Raw genomic sequence first — 21,458 nt, 5'->3', positions numbered from 1 at the left:
ATATGTAAATTTAAAAGAGGCGGGGAAATTTTCCCGCCTCTTTTTTGACGAACAATTTCTTTGCCTAAACATAAGGAAAGATGCCCACACTTGTCCGCCATTTACCGTATGTCACACTACATAATGGCACTAACAATGGTTACTCCGAGCTAGATATTTCCATATAATTATTGAGCGATCCCTACTTCGCACCGTAACATATCCGCGTACGTTTCCCGTCTAATCACCAAACGTGACTCACCATTTTCACAAAAGACGACTGCTGGACGAGGATTGCGGTTATAGTTGCTTGCCATCGTATATCCATATGCACCAGTAGCTGGCACTGCCAACACATCTCCTGGATGCGTTGGAGGCAAAGGACAATCTTCAACTAGGATGTCCCCTGATTCACAGTACTTGCCCACAACGGTTGCGACCTGCGTATTTTCTGCATGAGGCCGGTCGGCCAGTAAAGCTTCATACTTTGCATGGTAGAGGGCTGGACGGATATTATCCCCCATCCCACCATCAACAGAAATATAGTCGCAGACCCCGGCTACATGCTTGCTAGAACCAATTGTATACAGGGTAGTAGCTGCATCCCCTACTAGGGCTCGGCCTGGTTCAACCCAAATTGCCGGCATTTGCAGATGATACTTGTTAACCTTGTATTCCACCACTTCGATGATTGTCTTTACAAACTCTTCGGCTGGTAGTGGATCATCTTCACCAGTGTACTTGATCCCAAAGCCGCCACCCAAATTCAACACTTGGGCGTCAAAGCCAAATTCCTGGTTCCAATCACGTAATAACAGGGCCATCTTCTTGGCTGCTCCAATAAAACCTTGTACATCAAAAATTTGAGAACCAATGTGACAATGAACCCCAATTACATCTAAATGGTCATCAGCCAACATCTCTTGGAGAGCGCGGGCAGCTTGCCCACTGCGAATATCAAAACCAAACTTGGACTTTTCTTGCCCAGTTGAGATGTATTCGTGGGTTTCAGCTAAGATTCCTGGGGCAACTCGTAACATAACCCGCATTGTTTGTTGGCGGTCAGCCAAAATAGCTTGTAGAGTATGTAACTCCTGGAAGTTATCAACTACAATACAACCAATTTGTGCATCCACTGCATATTCCAATTCATGAGGAAGCTTATTGTTCCCGTGGAACTCAATCATCTCAGGACGCATTCCACCCTTTAGGGCAGCATACAGTTCACCACCTGATACAACATCACAGCCAATATTGCTCTCAGCTGCAAGCTGATACATTGCCAATGACGAAAAAGCCTTGCTGGCATAAACAACCCGGTGAGCAATATTTAAATCTTCAAAGACCCGTTGGAAGCTTCGAATCTGCCGCCGGATAGCACCAGTATCATATGCGATCAGTGGCGTACCGTACTGTTGTGTCAATTTGAGTGCATCCACCCCACCAATGGCAATATGTCCAGCTGCGTTTGTGTCTACCAAATCAAGTCTATTCGTCATTATCTTCACCCTCTCTTTTTGCATAAAAAAAGCTGTATCCTAAGAAAATTCTAAGAATACAGCTAAATATATCTTTTAATGATTTTTGTATTTTATCTTTGAGCAGTTCCTAACTTAAGTTTAGGCGATGCAACACAAAAAGCGTAGATATATCCAGCTGCATTGGTTTAGCTGATTTACCTACGAAACGTTTAGCTTGTGTGTTTGTCATAGCTAATCTTGTTTGCATCGTTCTAACCTCCTCGTTAAGATGTTTATACTATAACTAAAATAAAATGAGAAATCAACCCAAAATCTCATAAAATATCGCTCTGGTTTTGTTTCTTGGGTACAAACCCTTACTATATCAAGCTTTTTTAGCCTTTACTACTTACAATAAAAACGTGAATAAGAATTCATCTTCGCAGCAAGTCGTTCGTTCTTTGCTCTCAAATTTGCGATATTTCCCATGCTATTTGTGGGCTCTTTGCAAATTAAAAAAATGAGACTAACGAGAAAACAGAATTTTCTCCTAGCCTCAATTTAAGTTAAATTATTTTCTATCATTTAGCGCTGAGTGCTTGGCCCCATACGTGAAATACATGACCAATCCGATAATAAACCATACACCAATGTAAATCTTTGCATCAATGTCTAAACCTAAGAACACGATCAACGCCCCTAAAAAGCCTACAAATGGTAATACCGGATAGAACGGCACCTTAAAGCCTGGTTCTGGAATATCCTTACCTTCACGGGGCCGCAAAGCATAGATCCCAATTGAAACAAACATAAAGGCCACCAAGGTCCCTGCTGAAACTAACTGTGACAGGAATTCAAATGGTGAAACAGCCCCTAAGACAACGCCGATGATCGTCAGGACTGTTAAAGCGTTCAAGGGTTGCTTATTTTTACTCAATTTACCTAACCACTGGGGCAACATCCCGTCACGGCCAAATGAATATAACAAACGAGAACCAGCCATCATCATCCCATTTAGCGCCGTGAACATCCCCACAATAGCGATAGTTTGTACAACTGTCGCAACAATTGGGTGACCAGCAGTCCGTAGGGCCCAGCCTACTGGTTCAGCATTATTCGCATAGTTAGTATATTTGAACATTCCCACTAAAACCAGGGAAACCGATACGAACAAAGCAACTGCGATAATCAGTGACCCGATGATCCCCCGGGGCATTGTCTTAGCCGGGTCTTTGGCTTCTGCTGAATTGGCTGCAATCGAGTCAAACCCAATATATGACAGGAAAATAGATGAAACCCCGGCATAAATACCACGCCATCCCCCAAAGACTGTCCCATCAGGGTTAGCTTTGGCAGCAGGAATAAACGGTAAGTAGTTTTCTGGGTGTAAGGCTGTGATCCCTACGAGAATAAAAATAAAAATAGCAATTACTTTTAAAACCACTAAGATATTTTGGATTCGGGCCGCTTCAGAAACACCCCGTGATAACAGATAAGCAATCATAATGATTACCAATGCAGCCACCAAGTCAAACATCCCGCCTTTAACCCCAAAGGCATTGGATAGTTGCGGTGGAAGACTAAAGAGCGGCTGAATCAACCCGCGAAAGTTGGCCGATAAGCCAGATGCCACAAAGGCTACCGCAATAAAATACTCAGCCAACAGTGACCAACCAGCAATCCACCCGAAACCTTCGCCAAAAATCACACTGATCCACGAATATGCTGAACCGGCAAATGGCATCGCTGACGCCATTTCAGCATAGGCTAGAGCAACAAAACCAGCAACAACCGCCGCCAAAATTTCTGAAATTGCTACGGCTGGTCCCGCATAGCGGGCTGCTACCACCCCTGGTAAAGTAAAAATTGATGTCGAAACAATCGTTCCTACCCCTAAGGCCAAGAAATCTTTGACCGTAAGAACTTGCATCAAGTGGGAGTCTTTGTCTTGATATACACTCGGATCTTCTTTGAGGGTAAACCTCTTCCATATCTTATGCATATATTCCTCCTAATAGTTATCTTCGTTTTTTATCGTACATTTCTATAATTATATCTGATTAAAAATAAATAACAAGTTTCATTTTTCAAATGAGAACTTGTTAATCTAAAATCATTTCCACTTGTTTACTTTTTGATAACGGTAATTTTCCGCTTCTTTTAAGCCCTTGGCCACATCTTGGGTAACGATCAAACTATCTAGGTTCGCCTGGGGCATGAAACCGTGGTCGACGACATCCTGCAAGAAAGCAAGTAACTGGTCATAGTAACCATCAATATTAGTCACAACAATCGGCTTGCGGTTGATCCCGAGTTGGTTCCAGGAATAAACTTGGAAGAATTCTTCCATTGTACCTAAACCTCCTGGCAAGATCACAAACGCATCTGCCAACTCCAACATCCGCTTTTTTCGCGCCGACATATCACTAACATATTCTAAAGTTACGCCTGAAGCAGCAGTCACCGCCTCCTTGCGTAAGATTTCAGGCACAATTCCGATAATAGGACAACCTTGCGCCCGCACAGCCGCAAAAATCTCGCCCATCATTCCCAGACGACCACCCCCGTAAACCAAGCTGGCAGCACTGGTTTTCAGGTACTGGGCTAAACGCTGGACTTGCTCCTGATATTGCTGATCGTCACCGGAATTAGACCCACAGAATACACAAATTTTTTTCACGATTCGATTCCTCTCTATGCTAATACAATTAATTCTTACCTAGATAATGATACAAAAAGACAATCGGGGCCACAATTACCAGCAAGGCATTGCGTGCCAACTGAATAAATAAGTCGCTCAAAACGATACTCCGCTCCTGGGCTTCCGCTCGACTTCGGGTCATAGGTTCAGAGTCGGAGTCCATTTCCAACTGGTATTCTTCGCGCGCCCGCCGCAGGGTTTCCTGATGTGAAGTTACTGTTGCCTGCTCTTGTTGCCAGTTTTGCTCTTCATTAAATGGAAAAAAGAATAGATAATTACTCATTATGAAATAATTCAGCACATACCGGTATGCGGCAGTATCAAGCAAGTTGACTAACGCCAACAAAATCACTACTGGTAAGGCTGCGTGGAGCAAAGAACGCCCGTAACGCTTAATCATGATGTTCCTCCTGCATTATTTAGCAAAAAAGCGTGCTAATGATAACTGGTTGGTATGAGCGATTGTCAGGGAAAACAGATATAGCATCATAAAGTAACTCCCCTCTGCTGTCCCCATTACCACCAATGCTACCAGGGTAACTAAAGCCAAGATCCGGCTTAAAGTCCGCCAACGCTTGATCTCATAAGCATGACGGTGTAACTTCTGCTCAATCTTTTTACTGACCCGGTGGGACTTAAACATATCAATTTTACGCTGTTCCCGCTTGATTTCCTGCCGTAACCATGCATTAAAAACGATTAAAGTCAGGATTGTCATCCACAAACAGACTACCAACACTGTCTGAAAAGTCATTCTTTTGTTCCTGCCTTTCTGGCTTAAATTAAAAAGAAGCTGAATAGCTCAACTTCTTTATATCTTATCCAAAATGGTAATGCTCCCGCTTGATCCTTGCAAAGAATAAATACCTCTTAACGGGCAATCATCACATCACAAGCGGCCACCCGGGTTACATAGTCAGTAACGGCCCCGACTAAGACCCGTTCAACAGGGTTTAAGCCCGTTGGTCCCATGACAATCATGTCAGTATGATGATCATTAGGGAATTCCTGGGCAATAACTGTCCGTGGCGACCCAAAGCGTACATGAACACTCACGTCTTTTTGGCCCCGCTTAATAACCTCTTCTTTTAATTCTTCAAGATAGTTTTCAACATCTTCAAATGTTTGGTAAACAACATCACCATTTGTATCAACCATTCCGGCATAGCTAACAGAGAACTGCTTCAATTCGATAACATTTAAGATATCCAAATGTGCTTCGTTCCGCTTGGCAATTTCGATCGCTGTTTCTAATGCTTTCTCAGCAATTTCTGACCCATCAACTGGTACCAGAATATTTTTATATTGTTGTTCCAACCAAATCACTCCTATCTAGAGTCCATTCTTTAGTTATATTTTATCATAATTCCCTGCTGAAATTTAATCTATTCCAAATTAATTTAGGTGCCCGAGCTTATTGTACGTACTTTTCTGTTAATTGCATGAAAGTCTGGATATCATGCAGAACCATGTCGATGCCAGCTTGCCAAAAATCAGCTTGGTGAAGATCCACTCCTAAGTGCTTTTGAGCCAGATCTTCGGTAGTCATGCTGGCAGTATCCCGCAACAAGGCGATGTATTGGTCTTCAAATCCTGGACCGTGTTGCTGTGCGCGGGCATAAATCCCTAAACTAAAGAGGTAGCCAAAAGTATATGGGAAGTTATAGAAAGGAACATCATCAATGAAGAAGTGTAACTTAGCAGCCCAGAAATGTGGGTGGTACGTTGCTAAGCCATTGGCATAAGCTTCTTGTTGGGCTTCCACCATCATCCGCGTGATGTCATCAGCAGCGACTAGTCCTTTTTGACGGGCAGCATAGAAGTTTTGCTCAAAGATGAACCGCGCATGAATATTCATAAACATTGCTACGGCATTTTGAATCTTAACATCTAAAAGGTTGATCCGTTCTTCATCAGTTTGTGCTTCCCGCAAAGTAGCATCAGCCACGATCAACTCCGCAAAGGTGCTAGCTGTTTCAGCCACATTCATTGCATAGTCTTGATTCAAACTAGGAAGATCCCACATCACATCACTGTGGAAAGCATGGCCTAATTCGTGTGCCAGGGTGGCAACTTCGTTGACCGACTCACCATAAGTCATGAAGATCCGTGATTCTTGTAGCTTAGGCAAGCTGGTGCAGTAGCCTCCTGGCCGCTTTCCGGGACGATCCTCTGCTTCAATCCAAGCATTATCAAATGCTCGCTGGGCCAAAGTCGCCATCTTAGGCGAGAATTTGTTGAAATTAGCAACGATAAAGTCAGCAGCTTCATCAAAAGTATACCGGCGTTCTTTGAAATTCCCTAGGAGCACTGGGGCATCTTGGTCTTGCCACTCCATTTTTTCTTTACCAAAAAGTTGTGCTTTTCTAGTCAAGAAATCCACTAATGGTTGCTTATTGCGGGCAACTGTGTCCCACATAGCAGTGAGCGTTTCCTGGTCGATACGGTTATATTCGAGCGGTTCTTTCATGAAATCATCCACCCCGTGGAGACGATAATTATTCAGTCGGAAGCCGTCAAGGTGATTCAATGTGTCGGCAAAAACTGCTGCCTGCGCACTCCAGGCTTGTTCCCATTTAGCAAATAATTCTTGGCGTACCTTAGCGTCCGGACTCGCCATCATCATGTTGAAAGCCTGCCCAGCAGATAACTGTTGATCTTGGAATGGAATCTGAATCCCAGCAACGATTGTGTCATAATGCTGGCTCCAGGCGCTTTGCCCGTCCAGGTTCAAAGTATTGATGATATTTTCGGCATTTTCATCGAGTAATTCTTGGCCGTCACGGCGCATCTCACTTAACCGGAAAGCGACCGGGGCAAAATCTTGCATCAAAGCGTGCCATGCAGTCGCGGTATAACTGGCAAATTTCTTCTTCAATCCCGTTTGCGCCAGTTGCCAGGCGGGCATTTGACTATATAATTGTCCGGTTAATAACTTGGCTTTTTGATCGTGGATGTCAGCTGAATTCAAAGCTTCGATAAAGGCTCCACACTCAGCGAAGTTTTTCTCAATCTCCTCTGCCAAAGCTAATAAAGCTTTGAGATCTGCTTCTTCCGTATTTGTATTAGGGGTAAAGGCTACAACCGCCTGGTGATACTGGTGGATCTGTGTTTGCAAATGTTGCAGTTCTGCTTGTAACGCTGGTGAATTGCTTCCCCCGGCAAAGATGGAATCTAAGTCCCAATTAAGTGCATATTTCATATCTTTTCTGCTATATAAAATGTAGAACAATATAGAAGTTAATAACTTTTATATTGTGAGAAAGAAATATAGTTTTTCCTTTCCTAATTTTATTCACTACCGTCACCAACAGTATCCCCACAACCTTAACAAGAAGGAAGCGACATTGACTGCCTCTGATAGTACTGAAGGAGAGCTTTGGATCACTCTCCGAGCCGTTAGCCCGGCTCATAAATTTTCTTAAATTAACGCCAAAAGATTGGCAACCGCATTTTCATCACGATCCATAACCGCACCACATTCATAACAAATATATTCTTCATGCTTGGTGTGGCACTTCTTATTACCAGCTAAGGTAACCTTATCATCACCTTGTTTGATATGACCGCATACCGAACAGCGTTGTGTGCTGGGGTAGAACCGGTCGGCAACGACTAATTCTCTCTCATACCAATCACACTTGTAGGTCAAAACCTGGCGGAAATAACCAAACAATGATCGATGAAGCCCTTTAGAAGCCACATGCGTCATCTGCATTTTTTTAACGGCTAGGTCTTCAATCACTACTTGGTCGTAATTGTTTACTAGTTTAGTTGTAAATTTTTGGACCAAATCGTGTTGAATATTGGTAACCCGGTGATAATCACGCTGTAACTTGGCTCTCGTCTTAACGTAATTAATACTCTGGGTTGCCCGATCTCCGTTAATCTTGCGCTTGTGGGCTAGTTGCCGTTGATAGTGCTTAATTCGTTTGTAGATTTTTTGGAGCTGACAGGGAAGGGTTCTGATTTTACCATCAGTGTAATTAAGATGACCAACATTCACATCGACCGCTGTTTTTGCGCCGGTTTTTGGCTTTGAAGGTATTGTGACTTCTAGGGGGAAACTAGCCCAATACTGTCCGTTTTCCCGATAGATAGACACAACCCTTAGCTTGCCGGTCAAATCTTTGGCGCCACTAAGTTTAATATCAGACCATTTTTCTTTAACGCCATGTGGCCTATCCAAACGTAACCGCCCATTGACCAACTTAGCACGATCAGTCTTAAACCCCTGACGGGGTGCCTTTTTGGACTTGAAACGGGGCTTGCCCCAATCTGTCTGAGCTTTGTTCAAGAAATTTTTCCAAGCCTTACCAAGGTCAGAAATAGCTAACTGTAAACACCGCGCTGATAGTTGGTACTGCCAGTCAGCTTTGTCAGCAACTAATTCGTCACGTACCTTGCGTTCACTAGGGTGCTGCTTTTTATCATTAAGAATCACTGCAGCGTCATACATATCATTCCAAAGCGCTAAGCCTTGGTTCCAGCAATAGCGCCGATAATCACACAAGTCATCGAGCACCTTTTTCATCGTTCGATTCGGATATAGTTTTACCTTTTGCGTGCGCAGCATACTTATTTCCACCCTTCAAAGAACTATCATCCTGCAACTTCTTTTTATATTTTCGTAGCCCATACAGGCGACATGAAAACACATGAATGATATTTACTAAGTCGTCCACCAATTCTTTATCAGGACTGGTGTCAGGATTATTAAGGACTACAATTTCAGTACCATGCTTTTGACATAAGTGCTCAAACCATTCATACCCAAACCGAATAAAACGGTCTTTATAGGTAATGTAGATCGTTGCGACCTTGTTTTGCATTACCTCATCAAGCAATTGGTTCCATTTTTTCCGGTTATAGTTCAGCCCACTCCCAATATCAGTGATTGCTTCGTCAATAATAACCCCTTTGGCATTCGCAAACTGGCGAATAAATGCAATTTGATCAGCCAAATCATCTTTTTGACCGTAGGTCGAAACTCGAGCATAAGCTACATTTTTTCGAACCTGTTCACTGTCTAAAGGCTTACCGATGTATTGTAAGTATTGTTCTTCTGTGTAGTATCTTCGATTGGTAGGTGTACGATATGCTTTTAGAATCCCTTGGTTATCCCATTTTTGTAAGGTTCTGACCGTTATACCAAGTTTCTCTGCCATATCTTTTGGCTTTAATATTGGCATAATATCATCTCCACATTTTATATTTCTCTATGATATTATACCGTTTTAATGTACATTATTCTATATTTTGGTTAACTGTTATCTCCTCCTTAAAATATTAAATTTATCTCATTATAATGTTACCATATTGCAAACGCAAACAAAGGCACAATGGTTTCCTATCTTACCCTATGGGAAAAATCTAAAAAAGATTGGACAAAGCCTAACTGGTTTTGTATACTATATCAGGTAAGTTATTTGTTGCCCTCGTGGCGGAATTGGCAGACGCGCAGCGTTCAGGTCGCTGTTGGGATTTCCCAGTACAGGTTCGACTCCTGCCGAGGGCATTTTGTTAAAAATTATAACGAATTAGAAAGCAGGAACGTTGATTTATCAACGTTCTTTTGTTTTATAACGTATTAAAAAAGATATTTTTGTTGTTTTGTTGTCTAAATTGTTGTCCTGGTATCATCTTTTTGCGACATAATTTACGTTTTTGCCGGTGTTGGTGGGTGTTAAAAAGCCCGTCATACCGGCGTTTTTATTTTTCACTTAACACTGAAAAACACTAGTTTTTTGATAAACTGTTGCAAAAAAATACAACCGGCTATCAATACGAATGTTTAAAAGCACCGTCTTTATAGGCGGTTTTTTTATTGTCTGAGATATAAAAAATACCAGTCCTGAGCTAGGACTGGTATAAAGAGCTATGATACTCTATACATTTTCATTTATATCTGTAATCACATTGCAATTATAGACGAATAAAAAAGAGCCTCGGTTAAGAGGCCCTATGCCAGCTGGTTGTCCGGGTCACTACTCCGAACGTGCACACTGGTGTAATTATTTTATTAAACTCATTTTAGCACGTAGTTGTCCATGTTACAACAAGGAAGCACACTTTAAGCCAAGAAACACTATCTTGGACTCGTGCGGGAAGGAGGTACCTTCCATGTTTCATGGGTGTGTAATTATTTTATTCGTGCCTAGTCGGCTCGTTAAGTGGTTATTAAATCAGATCATTAAACGTCTGTTCAAGTAATCATAATTAAAAAATACTTCCAGCGCTTTGGTTAGGTAGCCAAGGCGCTGTTTTTTATGCTTTCACAGTTATATGCTCTTTAAACTAAAATAGACATCCATTGACAGCTATTGACATCATTTAATGTATTAATTATAAAATCTTGGTGGCCCCTTACTTTCGATATTTAAGCCATATATGGTATATATTATGTGTGTTATCCATCACATCTGCTCTCTTTCTATTCTTTACCAATAGCAATATTTTTTATTAGCTAGCCACTATTTGTAAATTATGCGATAATTTATTGACTTAAAACTAAGGGGAAAAATTTATGGAAAATAGGTTAATTACACATAGTTTAGTCAAATCTCAAGGAAAATATTTAGTAATAAGACGTACTAGAATCAAGCGTGGTCAGAAAAATGTTTATCCAGCTTATTGGGACATCCCTGGAGGTCAAGTCGAAGTTGGTGAATTACCGAGAGCAGCTGCCATTAGAGAATGTCGCGAAGAAGTTGGTTTAGAGATTGAACTTGAAGACATTATTCATGAAGACAGCAATTTAGACGGTCAGTTAGTATTTACTAGGCTCGTTTACGCTGCCCACTTACTCCCCTCCTCAAAAGCTGATGTTACCTTAGATTTTGAGGAGCATGACCAATACAAGTGGGTTACTACTCTAGCTGACCTATCCGATGAAAAAGTTGTCCCGTATTTACAAAAACTACTCAATAAGCAAGGAAGCAACCTCTGACATCCAAAGATCACCTCGTTACTAGTGATTAGTATGCTCATTTAACTAATCTCAAAATCCATCATGATTAGCAGCTGTAACTTTTTGCTTAAACAGGTCTATTATGCTATAAGTGGAAAATCTTTCCTATAAGCATAATAAATCCAGCTATTCCAAAGAAGAATCCCCAAAAAACAAGCTGAACAAAAAAATCCAATATTTTATCGACCACTGGGATGACATAAATACTAAGGAAGATTGCTATGGGAGCTACAATAATAGCCAGCAATAGTCCTTCTAACCATTCCTTTTTTGTTCTTCTGTGCCACTTTTCCAACAATTCATAACTGTGCAACTTACCACCTTTACGCTTTTCAATGGCATCAATTGCCATAATGGTTGGTATCCAAATAAACATACCGATTATACATGTAAAGCAAAGAAAATCTGCCAAAGTCGGTAAACCTGTATTGGAAAATAAAAATAAGAAAGGCAAAAGCGAAATGAACTCCCACAAACACCAGCCACTGCGAACAATTATTTTCTTGTTAACTATTTTTCTTTTAGCTTTTTTCATATTTCTCCCTCCTCGATTTAAATCTCTTCATCACTCATGATTATAGGAAAAATTTCGCCAATCTAAGGGGCATTTTTCACTCTCCATCCTGCCAACCCCTTCTAGCTGAGGTATAAACTAAAACTTCAATTCTTTAAAATGAAAACGTTTTAACAATTATTGTTTTTATGGGATTTTCTTTCAATAATTGATATAAGACCATATGAATGAGGTGTAAACAATGGACGCCAATTTAATCCGTAAAATCTTTCATGCCCAGATCGCCGTCAACGGCCATATCATCGGAGCATGTGTCGGTTCAGGAATTACCGCTAAATATACTGTTTGGGGTGGGACTGATTTTTTACTAGCGGTTGCAGCCGGTAAATACCGCATCATGGGACGCAGTTCACTCGCAAGTTATCTTTGCTACGGCAACAACAATGACATAGTCATGGAAATGGGCACCCGCGAACTCTTCCCCCTCATCCACAAAACGCCTGTGATCTTTGGCCTCTTTGCCCAAGATCCTAACCTTGACCTAAAAACCTACCTTCCCGCCATCCAGGCGGCCGGCTTTGCAGGGGTTACCAATTTTCCCACTCTTTCTCTAATCGATGGCAAATTTCGGACTGCACTTGAGCAGGAAGGCACTACTTTTGCCCAAGAAGTTACCGCCCTCAAACAGGCTCACGAACTAGGACTCTTTACGGTTGCATTTGTTACCACTATTGCCGAAGCCCGGGCGATGCTGGCTGCTCAGGCAGACATTATCTGTGTCCACTTGGGGTTGACCCTGGGTGGTTATCTCGGAGCCAAACAAAGCCGCAGTATCAATGAAGCTAAAAACACCGCCGCCACGATTTTCCGTTTTTGTAAAAAAGAAAACCCTCAGATCATCACAGCTATTTACTCCGGAATGGCTAATACCGTGATTGATATGGACTATTTCTACCAAAATACCCAGTGTGACTGCTATATTGGTGGGTCGACCTTTGACCGCATTCCGATGGAACAAGCCATCGTTACCACTGCCAAAAAATTCAAAAACCAACGGGTTAAACTTCCTCATCCGGAAAGTAAACCAGACTATGTGTATTTCGTGCAAAAGTACATCGAAGCAAACTATATGCGTAATATTCAACTTGGCGACTTGGCTTTGACACTGCACATTTCACCGGCATACCTCAGTTCATTATTCAAACAAAAAGTAGGGACTTCCTTTACTTCCTACCTCGTTGAGTACCGCCTGAATTTGGCTCAAAAGTTGCTCCGTAAAACTGATTTGTCTTGTAAAGAAATCAGTCACCGGGTCGGCTACCATAACTACGCGCAATTCTCCAAAATCTTCAAAATAAAATTTGGATATAGTCCGCGTAATTATCGTAACTCTATACATAACCACATCATTCCCTAACATAAAGACATGTTATCTCGTTTTGAAAGCGGTTACTATTTATAACGTAAGTTAGCTAACCTACTTAATTTATTTAAGGAGGATCTTTGTTTGAAAAAATTAGCGATTGCCGGAACCTTCGATACGAAAGGAACGGAGTTTGCCTACCTTAAGCAACTCGCCTACGACTTGGGGTTGAAGCCATACATGATTCATACGGGCGTCTTTGCTCCCAAATTTACCCCCGATGTAAGTAACGCAACAATTGCAGCGGCCGCCGGTTATGATATTGCCACCCTAGTTGATCGTCAGGATCGGGCACTGGCAACCCGTGCTCTATCTCAAGGGATGGAAAAGCTCCTCCCCCAGCTTTATGCTGCGGGTGAGTTCGACGGCATCATTACCTGTGGTGGTTCCGGGGGAACTTCCCTTGTAGCACCAGCCATGCGGGCCCTGCCGCTGGGTGTTCCCAAAGTTATTGTTTCCACGATGGCTTCTGGGGATACATCCCAATATGTTGGCACAAGTGACATCATCATGATGCCATCTATCGTTGACGTTGCTGGTCTGAATAAGATTTCTACGACCATTTTCAAAAATGCCATGCTTGCCATTGCAGGCATGCTGCAACTTGATGCCACCTTACCGGCATCAAAAGAAAAAACTAAGCCCCTAATTGGTGCCACAATGTTCGGCGTGACCACACCGTGTGTTGACTATGCTAAAGCTTACCTTGAGAAACAGGGTTATGAAGTCTTAGTATTCCACGCCACAGGTACTGGGGGCAAACCCATGGAACACTTGATCAAGCAAGGATTCTTTGCTGGGATCCTCGACCTAACTACCACCGAGTGGTGCGATGAAGTCTGTGGTGGGGTCCTATCTGCTGGTCCTAACCGTTGTGAGGCGGCAGTTGCTAGCCAAACTCCCCAAGTAGTTTCGGTTGGCGCCTGTGACATGGCTAACTTTGGTCCCCGTGCCACTGTTCCCCCACGTTACCAGGACCGCAACTTGTACCAGCACAATCCAACTGTAACCTTGATGCGAACTAATGAGGTCGAAAGCACCCAAATTGGACAGGAACTGGCACAGCGGTGGAACCAAGCTCAAGCATCAATGAAGGTTCTCCTGCCGACACAGGGCGTTTCGATGATCGATGCTCCTGGACAACCATTTGAAAGCTTGAGCGCTAGAGCGGCCCTTTTTGATGCAATCACTGGTCAGCTTGATAACCCCTTGGTAACAGTCGAAAAAGTCGACCACCACATCAACGATCAAGCCTTTGCTGAATACGCCGCCCAACAATTGCTACAACTCATTGCAGCCCAAGCTGCAAAGCAAGCCGAATAAATTGGAGGAAAAACAATGTTAAACAAGACACGCCAAGAAATTCTCAAAGATTTTGACAACCAAGTAAAAGCCGGCAAGATTTTGGTCGGTGTTGGTGCCGGAACTGGAATTACCGCTAAATGTAGTGAACAAGCTGATGTTGATATGCTGATTATCTACAACTCTGGTCGCTTCCGGATGGCTGGACGCGGCTCACTCTCTGGCTTACTCTCCTATGGGGACGCAAATAAGATCGTTCAAGAAATGGGCCAAGAAGTACTGCCGATCGTTAAAAAGACTCCTGTTCTGGCGGGGGTCTGCGGGACAGATCCTTTCCGTGTCATGGACATCTTTTTGAAACAACTCAAGGAACAAGGCTTCAACGGGGTCCAAAACTTCCCAACTGTTGGCTTAATTGATGGTAAATTCCGGGCTAACCTGGAAGAAACTGGAATGGGATACGATCTTGAAGTCGATATGATTCGGAAAGCACACGAACTAGATATGGTAACCTGCCCATATGTTTTCGATGAAAACCAAGCTGCTGCCATGGCTGAAGCCGGGGCTGACATTCTTGTTGCCCACATGGGCTTGACTACCAAGGGTTCTATCGGAGCAGAAACTGCTTTGACCTTGGATGACTGCTGTGACCGGATCCGGAAGATCATTGTAGCCGGCCGCAAGGTTAACCCTGAAATCAAGGTTATCTGCCACGGTGGTCCGATTGCCGATCCGGAAGATGCTGCTTATGTTATCAAGAATGTTCCTGAAATCGACGGTTTCTTCGGTGCTTCTTCAATTGAACGCTTAGCTTCCGAACGCGGAATGACCAAGCAAGCTGCCGCTTTCAAGGCAATCACTAAGTAGGTTAGTTTTATCTAATTAAATAATTCCACTTAAACAGGGCGGGAAAGTACCTCGAATGGGTGCCTTCCCGCCCTGGTGTTATTTATATCTACCGAGGACAATATTCTTTACTTCTGTCAAATAATCATCGGTATATTCCGGAACCAACATTTGGCCGTCGATTGCCTCAAGCATAGTTTGTTCCTTGTCTTTCAACCGGTGATAAACCGCTTGATCAATAAAACTCATATGAGCCGTGTCCCCTGTTGTCATCAAATAGTAATACCGCGTGTATTGGTCATGCGGCAGGCCCAACCGGTTAATACGGTCACGCGACTGAATCATAAAAGTTAAGTTGAAATTATATTCAAAATATACTGCGTCATGAACTGTCTGGTGCAATGAAATTGATTCTCCTAAAGTATTCGGATTTGAAACCAATACCTGTGCGGTTCCGGTACGAAAATTGTTAATCATTTCTTCGCGTTCTTCTTTGGGAGTAGCCCCATAAATCAACGTGGTGTTGATTCCCATTTCCCGCAAAGTAGTCGTAATTTTCTGCATTGTACCAACAAACATTGCCCATACCAGTACTTTCTTGCCTTCAGCTACTAATTTTCGAATCAAGTCGATTCCCATTTCAAACTTAGGTGAACGAATTTGGTCAAGGTTAAACCTGCGATAGTTATTGCCACTGCTGGCGTTCTCTTGCTTGATCTTCGTGTTATTTTGATTCCAGTCACTAGAGTCAGCATCAACTAGCCCTAATTCGCGGTAATTAATATTATCCCGCAGGAGCATAGGATTAGTTGACGCTTGTAACAAACGAATAAAAGTCGCTAACGTACCTTTTTCAGTTTTATAAATTGCCTGGGCTAATTTCTGCTGTAACACTGTCGGCTCAACCTGCCTGATAATATCAGGATCTGGTTTGGGCACTTGCAAGTCAGCTTTATTTGTCCGCCAGAAAAATGGTGCTAGTTTCTGGTTCACTTCTGGGGCGTCAATTTTATTTAAAGTTGCCAAATCCCAAGCAAAAAAGATGAATATTCGTCTGGATACATCAAATGCAAGAAGTTATAAATATCGCGAAAACCGTTGGGAATCGGCGTTCCGGTTAGAACATACCGGTAATATGGCGCTTTGCTCAACCCTAAAGCTGCCTGAGCACGCTTCCCTCCAACTCCCTTTATCCGATGAACTTCATCAAATACTAGCATGGTTTGGCTGTCAATTAGTTCGTTAAGAACGGTTAGTTTGCTCAGCAATGATTCATAATTAATCGTAACCACATCGGCATTAGCCCAATTGCGTTTAACTGCGCCATCATCATTGCGGTAACGCTCATCCCGCATATTCATATAATTCAAGGTTCTTTTGGGTCCAAAAACAGCTGTAAACTCGGTACGCCAAGCTGCAAAAGCATTCAATGGCGATATTACTAGTAACTTGTTTACTTCCCTTACTTGCGAACTAGAAAGGTAAGCAAAAGCCCCGTACATCATTGCTGTTTTGCCAGCTCCTGGCACTGAAAAGTTGGCCGCCTTTTTCATAACTGCTAAGAAAAAACTGGCCTTAGCTTGTGCCGGTTTTAAAGGCCGGGTCACTTCTGCACTAACGATCTCGTTGAAGCGTTCAAATTCTGCCTGCCACCGCGGGTCATCTGCTTTGATTGTGATCCCTGCTTGACTCTGCTCTTTAATAAAATACTTTCGTTGTTCAATAAACTGCTTGAACTTCTGTCCCATTTCAACCTGGGGAAGGTCTTTTCTGGCTAAACGCCGGTTTAGTTTATCAACTAAATTCAGCAACTGCACATAAGTCAAATCTTGCTTAAAAATTCTTGCGTTTTCATCTGCAAAGTAAGGTGCAAAAATCCGCAAAGCGCGCTGGGCAATCTGCGTTTCTAAAGTATGTTGCTCATCATCACATAGTTGGAAAGATCCCCCTGCTGTTTGAATAATTCTGGGATTACTAGTGGACTTCGTTGCCATACTGCTTAAACAGCTCCTTACTTACTTGGTTGAGATCACGCATATAAGTTTGTAACTCTTGCAATTGTGCATTTGAAAAGTCGGTAAACCGAAGTTTTCCTGCTAATCCACCATCGTTTTTTATTCTTTGGAATTCTTGGACTGATTTTTTCACACTGTTGATGAATTTTTCGACTGATTCCCCGTTCTTAGCATCCCGAAGATAAGTATCATAGACATCACCGAACTCAGTGATTAGATCGTTTTCTTCGGTCAATCCTTTCATCAAGTCAGCAGTTGTATCAATCGAACTCTCCTACAATGAATCGGCCAAGTCTTCGACAACATCAAAGACTGCATCATTAAATTTTTCATTATTTTCGGTGGCAACAATGCACCGCATAAAATCACGGGCATGGTTTCTGGCAGTGTTTCCTGTTACTCCAACATGTATTTGATGGAGAATGAAACCAAAGTAAGATTCCATCGTCTGATTCTTACATACTTGGGATTCAGCGTCATCCGCAAAGTTCTTGGCTAGACTTTTACTCAGCACTAAAAATAATGTCCAAATTTTATTTTCCTTTATGAGCTGAAAATTTTGGGGCGCAGTCCCAATGAATTTCAAGAATTCTCGCATATAAAATGCCCCGTGATAGTATTCGGTAGCTTTTTTGAGCTTCATATTTGCTCCAGCAGCATAGTCAGCCAGGGTCATAATTGGGTCACTACCTGAAGTCGTTTGATAAATATCTACTGCTAAGTCGACCGGATCATAATCTTGGCGCTCCTCAATCCCCATCTGGATAGCTAACTCAAGTTTCTTGATTTTAGCCCGTTCGGCAGAATTGTTATAAGAGAAAGGCAAAACAACAGCTTCAAAGTATGTAGTTTGACCCGTTTCCTGGCAAAGTTCCCGCAAGGCTGTGTACCGCCGATTACCATCAACGATGCGCCCATCATCTAGAACATATCCATACACCTGTTGTCCTGCCGTAGCGATTGATTTCTTAGTCCGTTTTAATGCAGGAGCATTATCCTTTTTAAGGAGACTAGCAACAAAATCATTGTATGCTGGGTCTTCGCGGTCGTTTGCTGGGCGCAATTCTTCATTATACTGAGAAATTCCCGTTGCAATCCGTCCATTGCGATCATTGTAATACAGGTATTCCAAAGGAATTTTATATACATCAAGTGTCGCCGAACTCACCCCATCAATCCTAATTGGAAGTTTCGGTTTCGCCCCCGTTTTCTCAATCGTGCCTGCTTTAGCCAACTCAATGAGTGATATCATCTGGTTCAATCTCCCCTCTTGCAATCTTATTTACTAATGTATGCACCTCATCCTCACTGGTTGCCATCCGGTAATATACCCCACTAGCCTGCAGTTGATCGAAGTACTTCTTTTGAATCACTCGGATTTCTTCGTCCCCTAGTCGCATATTTTCAGCCTTGGTTTCGATAATGACATAAACTGGGTGGTCTTCCCGTTCCACTTTAAAAATAAAGTCAGGTGTCGTGGTCCCCCTGTCAAAACGTGGAATCTTGATTGCACGCTTGGGGAGCTTACCAAAGACAGTAATTTTATCACCATAGGTCCGTTTAAGGATCTTCAATTCAGGGTCACTGCTGTCATACCGGAGTGGTGGTCGGTCATACAAGTACCGGTCATCTTTCGTCGCTTCAGCTGCATAGACCCCCAGCACATTGGCTGGCAACTCATCGACAAATTCTTGTTTTTGGGCATCATAGATCGACGTTGATGCCGAGAATTGTAGCGGGACGTATGAATACCGTTGCCAAACATTTTCTTTGAAGCGCTTATTAAACTCCCGCACAATATTCCCGAGGGTTTTCTCGTTGATGTAATCAGTATCATTGCCCAACCGATCCCGCATAGCTGTAATCATCAATTCGTTAAGTAAAGCTGGCGGTAAATCAGTCTGCAATACTAATTGTTTGAGAAAGGCCCCGTATTTCATCGTCCGGTATTTGCCGTGGTAGTCTTGCTGGGTTTCGCGCAGGACAGCTTCCCCATCAGCAGTCGCAAGTTCCTGGTGAATATTTTGTTTGACATCCTTCACAAAAATACACTGATCCTGGTCTTTAAAGATATCGCTAGCAATAGTAGCACTGGATTGGTTAACCTCATCATCAAACTTAACCATCTGGCGCTGCGCTAACTGTAACCACAAATCTTTAAGTTGGTTCCAGTTTGACTTTTGCAATTTGACGGTTGTTTGGGCGCGGTTGTGCTTCATATTTCGGACCTTATCCTGGGCCACCTGAGTCTGGTGGGCAAGTTCAGGATACATCCGCATAAAGGCTTCATAGCCTGACATTTCCTGTCCTTCAAAGTTCACCTTGGCTTTAAATTTATGGGAAAAATTGATAATTCCCCGGTCACCCAATTCTTCAATAATTTTTTCGGTTAATGCTGATTCATCCTCATCTGGATTAGCCGCTTTCTTGGCCTTAACCACTAACCGCACCATTTCATCCGTTAATTGGGTATGGTCCAAGCTAACTGGGATATCGCTATTGATTTCACCAACGAGCTTTTCAGCAAAGTCATGCTCATCATACCCGATTAAAAACGACAGCCTGCTCGGCCATTCGTCCTGGGTTAACCGGTGGCCCGTTTCGTCAACAGGTAAACGCAGCCCCCGCCCCACTTCTTGAATCTTGCTAATCTCTGAACCAGAGGTCCGAAGCTTGGCAATCACAAAGACGTTGGGATTGTCCCAACCCTCGCGTAAGGTCCACTTGGAAAAGAGGAACCTTCGGGTTAACCAGTTACCATTCGCATCCTTAAAGCTGAGTAGTTTCTCTTTATTTTGCAAGATATCTTCGACTTCAGCTTGAATATCGTCATCACTGCTCCCCCGGTCTTCGCTGAAGTAGCCTGCATACACGTCTTGGTGGTCCGACCGCAGACTAGTCAGGGTGGCCTGGAGGAAACTGCGATATTCTTCTTCCCGCGGATTCATCGTCAGCTCGTAATGCTCGATCAATGTTTGCAACTTCTGCGCCAACAGTTCTTCAAAGTGTTGGGCCAGCCAACCTTTTCCCTGCTCGGCACTGCGAAAACTGCTAATGCTGTCAATGAAAAAGAGCGACAAAGTTTTGATTTTAGGAGCATTAATCCCCGCTTCTGCCCGCAAGAAGTTTCGCTGCTCGGCTTCAAAGTGGCGGTCTAGTGCCTGACTGATGATCTGGTCCTGGTAGGACTCAGCAAAAGTGCCTGGAATCAACTCCATGTCTTTGGCCAGGGCCAAACCGTTAGATAATTCACGGTCCGTCCCGCCGGCATAGGTAATATTTCCCGCAAAATCAGGGTCAATATCAGCTAGGTTTTCCCCGACACTAACCGTGTATTCTTTGCCCCGTTTGGTCAAAATCAACTCCTTCGCCTTGGTGGCTTTGACCCGGTAGCGGTTGTTTGCGTCTGCTTCAGCCATATCAGGATAGTCAATGTCAATCGCCTTCACCAAGCCCTGGTTAAAACTATCGACAGCATTGAGGTCAAATTGCGGATGCCCCCGATAATAATCCGGCTTAGTCACCTTGTTTTTTCCCCGCCCTGTTGTTACCTCTGGGAACGTCGCCCCAAAGCGCACAATTAACTGGGGGTGGAGTTCTTCGATTTTCGTATAAAATTTCTTTCCGCGGGGGAACCGGTGGGGTTCATCGATGATGACAATCGGCCGCGTAGCCGCAATTGCTTTCAGGGGGGAAGTTTCCCCTCCAAGGAGGGTTTGGTCATAATCATCCCGATTCATCGACTTAGAATTCAGCATACCTGCATTGATCAATAACACCTGAATCTGGTTGGCGTTCTGGCGCGTCCCTTCAACAAAGTCCAGTAGTTGGGCGGGAAAATTTCGGCGCTTTGAACGAGAGTTGAAATCCCCGGCATTGATGACATTCAGCTGGATCTGGGTATTTTCATAGAACTGGCCAAAGTGCTGGCGGGCATAGTCACTAGTGATAAAACTCTTGGTTCCTTCTTTGATACTTGGACTAGGAACGGCAATGACGAATTTAAATAAGCCGTACTTTTGATGGAGTTCATACATCAGGCGGGTGTAAACATAAGTTTTACCCGTTCCTGTTTCCATCTTGATATCAATGTTGGCCTTGTCCTGGTAGCGGTATTTGACCAGGGGGTTAGCGTAGATGTATTTAGCGTCAGGATCATTGGTCGTGGTATCAAGCCCTAAAAACGCTTGGTCAATCGCAGCTAAGGCTTCAGTCTGGTGGTGTAAAGTTTCAAGCTTAATCTTCATC

The 21,458-nt window shown here is 43.1% G+C and carries 15 protein-coding genes, 1 tRNA gene and 2 pseudogenes; 5 read left to right on the top strand and 13 right to left on the bottom strand.

Translation table 11 applies throughout. The features are described 5' to 3' along the window. Window positions 1-167: 167 nt before the first annotated feature. The 9 genes from lysA to V3C97_RS02435 form a co-directional block, all read right to left on the bottom strand. Window positions 168-1,478 carry a diaminopimelate decarboxylase gene (gene lysA / locus V3C97_RS02475; RefSeq protein WP_009554917.1) on the bottom strand — a complete coding sequence of 437 codons (1,311 nt, stop codon included), beginning with the start codon at window positions 1,476-1,478 and terminating at the stop codon, window positions 168-170. 532 nt (window positions 1,479-2,010) lie between these two features. Next, window positions 2,011-3,441, bottom strand: a complete 1,431-nt coding sequence (locus V3C97_RS02470; RefSeq protein ID WP_338434384.1) for an APC family permease — start codon at window positions 3,439-3,441, stop codon at window positions 2,011-2,013. Window positions 3,442-3,552: 111 nt separating this feature from the next. Beyond that, the gene (locus V3C97_RS02465) at window positions 3,553-4,119 is read right to left on the bottom strand and encodes a TIGR00730 family Rossman fold protein (protein WP_317294580.1); all 567 of its coding nucleotides are present in this window, start codon (window positions 4,117-4,119) and stop codon (window positions 3,553-3,555) included. Window positions 4,120-4,147: 28 nt separating this feature from the next. After that, window positions 4,148-4,540: a hypothetical protein gene (locus V3C97_RS02460; protein WP_009554922.1), complete on the bottom strand. Its 393-nt coding sequence runs from the start codon at window positions 4,538-4,540 to the stop codon at window positions 4,148-4,150. 15 nt (window positions 4,541-4,555) lie between these two features. Then, window positions 4,556-4,894, bottom strand: a complete 339-nt coding sequence (locus V3C97_RS02455; RefSeq protein ID WP_009554924.1) for a hypothetical protein — start codon at window positions 4,892-4,894, stop codon at window positions 4,556-4,558. Between the two features lie 116 nt (window positions 4,895-5,010). Beyond that, window positions 5,011-5,457 (bottom strand): universal stress protein, encoded by a 447-nt coding sequence (locus V3C97_RS02450; RefSeq protein ID WP_180849482.1) that lies wholly within the window; start codon window positions 5,455-5,457, stop codon window positions 5,011-5,013. Between the two features lie 97 nt (window positions 5,458-5,554). Continuing rightward, window positions 5,555-7,342 (bottom strand): M3 family oligoendopeptidase, encoded by a 1,788-nt coding sequence (locus tag V3C97_RS02445; RefSeq protein WP_317294579.1) that lies wholly within the window; start codon window positions 7,340-7,342, stop codon window positions 5,555-5,557. Between the two features lie 219 nt (window positions 7,343-7,561). Further along, on the bottom strand, window positions 7,562-8,716 hold the full coding sequence (locus tag V3C97_RS02440; RefSeq protein ID WP_338434383.1) for a transposase: 1,155 nt from the start codon (window positions 8,714-8,716) through the stop codon (window positions 7,562-7,564). Then, window positions 8,655-9,332, bottom strand: a complete 678-nt coding sequence (locus V3C97_RS02435; RefSeq protein WP_317294578.1) for an IS607 family transposase — start codon at window positions 9,330-9,332, stop codon at window positions 8,655-8,657. The genes V3C97_RS02440 and V3C97_RS02435 overlap by 62 nt, the downstream gene beginning before the upstream one ends. 242 nt (window positions 9,333-9,574) lie before the next feature. Between V3C97_RS02435 and V3C97_RS02430 the strand changes: the two genes are divergently transcribed. Both V3C97_RS02430 and V3C97_RS02425 read left to right on the top strand, forming a co-directional pair. Then, window positions 9,575-9,658: transfer RNA gene (locus V3C97_RS02430), tRNA-Leu, on the top strand. A gap of 1,008 nt (window positions 9,659-10,666) precedes the next feature. Beyond that, window positions 10,667-11,089, top strand: coding sequence for an NUDIX hydrolase (locus tag V3C97_RS02425; RefSeq protein ID WP_338434382.1), 423 nt, complete (start codon window positions 10,667-10,669; stop codon window positions 11,087-11,089). 106 nt (window positions 11,090-11,195) lie between these two features. Here V3C97_RS02425 and V3C97_RS02420 read toward each other — a convergent pair whose 3' ends face one another. Further along, window positions 11,196-11,645 carry a hypothetical protein gene (locus V3C97_RS02420; protein ID WP_278838912.1) on the bottom strand — a complete coding sequence of 150 codons (450 nt, stop codon included), beginning with the start codon at window positions 11,643-11,645 and terminating at the stop codon, window positions 11,196-11,198. A 220-nt stretch (window positions 11,646-11,865) separates the two neighbouring features. Between V3C97_RS02420 and V3C97_RS02415 the strand changes: the two genes are divergently transcribed. The 3 genes from V3C97_RS02415 (at window position 11,866) to V3C97_RS02405 (ending at window position 15,216) form a co-directional block, all read left to right on the top strand. Continuing rightward, window positions 11,866-13,041, top strand: a complete 1,176-nt coding sequence (locus V3C97_RS02415; protein WP_338434381.1) for a phosphoenolpyruvate hydrolase family protein — start codon at window positions 11,866-11,868, stop codon at window positions 13,039-13,041. 90 nt (window positions 13,042-13,131) lie between these two features. Then, complete coding sequence (locus tag V3C97_RS02410) at window positions 13,132-14,370, top strand: Tm-1-like ATP-binding domain-containing protein (protein WP_338434380.1); 1,239 nt, start codon at window positions 13,132-13,134, stop codon at window positions 14,368-14,370. Between the two features lie 15 nt (window positions 14,371-14,385). Next, the gene (locus V3C97_RS02405; RefSeq protein ID WP_268889311.1) at window positions 14,386-15,216 is read left to right on the top strand and encodes a phosphoenolpyruvate hydrolase family protein; all 831 of its coding nucleotides are present in this window, start codon (window positions 14,386-14,388) and stop codon (window positions 15,214-15,216) included. Between the two features lie 78 nt (window positions 15,217-15,294). On the opposite strand, the pseudogene V3C97_RS02400 reads toward V3C97_RS02405, so the two are convergent. The 3 genes and pseudogenes from V3C97_RS02400 to V3C97_RS02390 all read right to left on the bottom strand — a co-directional run bounded on the left by V3C97_RS02400 (window position 15,295) and on the right by V3C97_RS02390 (window position 21,457). After that, window positions 15,295-17,189: pseudogene (locus tag V3C97_RS02400) on the bottom strand (DEAD/DEAH box helicase). Further along, window positions 17,170-18,462, bottom strand: a pseudogene (locus tag V3C97_RS02395) (hypothetical protein). The pseudogenes V3C97_RS02400 and V3C97_RS02395 overlap by 20 nt, the downstream one beginning before the upstream one ends. Next, window positions 18,446-21,457, bottom strand: a complete 3,012-nt coding sequence (locus V3C97_RS02390) for a type III restriction-modification system endonuclease (RefSeq protein WP_338434536.1) — start codon at window positions 21,455-21,457, stop codon at window positions 18,446-18,448. The pseudogene V3C97_RS02395 and the gene V3C97_RS02390 overlap by 17 nt, the downstream one beginning before the upstream one ends. Between the last annotated feature and the right edge of the window lies 1 nt (window position 21,458).

The organism is Ligilactobacillus saerimneri (assembly GCF_036689625.1).
GTDB lineage: Bacteria > Bacillota > Bacilli > Lactobacillales > Lactobacillaceae > Ligilactobacillus > Ligilactobacillus saerimneri.
Note: the sequence above shows the minus strand (reverse complement) of the source record. Positions and strands in the feature narration are given on the sequence as shown.

What these genes read in the sequence shown, in the direction of transcription:
- lysA (WP_009554917.1), bottom strand. Translation starts at nt 1,478, where the DNA reads ATGACGAATAGACTTGATTTGGTAGACACAAACGCAGCTGGACATATT.
- V3C97_RS02470 (WP_338434384.1), bottom strand. Translation starts at nt 3,441, where the DNA reads ATGCATAAGATATGGAAGAGGTTTACCCTCAAAGAAGATCCGAGTGTA.
- V3C97_RS02460 (WP_009554922.1), bottom strand. Translation starts at nt 4,540, where the DNA reads ATGATTAAGCGTTACGGGCGTTCTTTGCTCCACGCAGCCTTACCAGTA.
- V3C97_RS02455 (WP_009554924.1), bottom strand. Translation starts at nt 4,894, where the DNA reads ATGACTTTTCAGACAGTGTTGGTAGTCTGTTTGTGGATGACAATCCTG.
- V3C97_RS02445 (WP_317294579.1), bottom strand. Translation starts at nt 7,342, where the DNA reads ATGAAATATGCACTTAATTGGGACTTAGATTCCATCTTTGCCGGGGGA.
- V3C97_RS02440 (WP_338434383.1), bottom strand. Translation starts at nt 8,716, where the DNA reads ATGCTGCGCACGCAAAAGGTAAAACTATATCCGAATCGAACGATGAAA.
- V3C97_RS02435 (WP_317294578.1), bottom strand. Translation starts at nt 9,332, where the DNA reads ATGCCAATATTAAAGCCAAAAGATATGGCAGAGAAACTTGGTATAACG.
- V3C97_RS02425 (WP_338434382.1), top strand. Translation starts at nt 10,667, where the DNA reads ATGGAAAATAGGTTAATTACACATAGTTTAGTCAAATCTCAAGGAAAA.
- V3C97_RS02420 (WP_278838912.1), bottom strand. Translation starts at nt 11,645, where the DNA reads ATGAAAAAAGCTAAAAGAAAAATAGTTAACAAGAAAATAATTGTTCGC.
- V3C97_RS02415 (WP_338434381.1), top strand. Translation starts at nt 11,866, where the DNA reads ATGGACGCCAATTTAATCCGTAAAATCTTTCATGCCCAGATCGCCGTC.
- V3C97_RS02405 (WP_268889311.1), top strand. Translation starts at nt 14,386, where the DNA reads ATGTTAAACAAGACACGCCAAGAAATTCTCAAAGATTTTGACAACCAA.
- V3C97_RS02390 (WP_338434536.1), bottom strand. Translation starts at nt 21,457, where the DNA reads ATGAAGATTAAGCTTGAAACTTTACACCACCAGACTGAAGCCTTAGCT.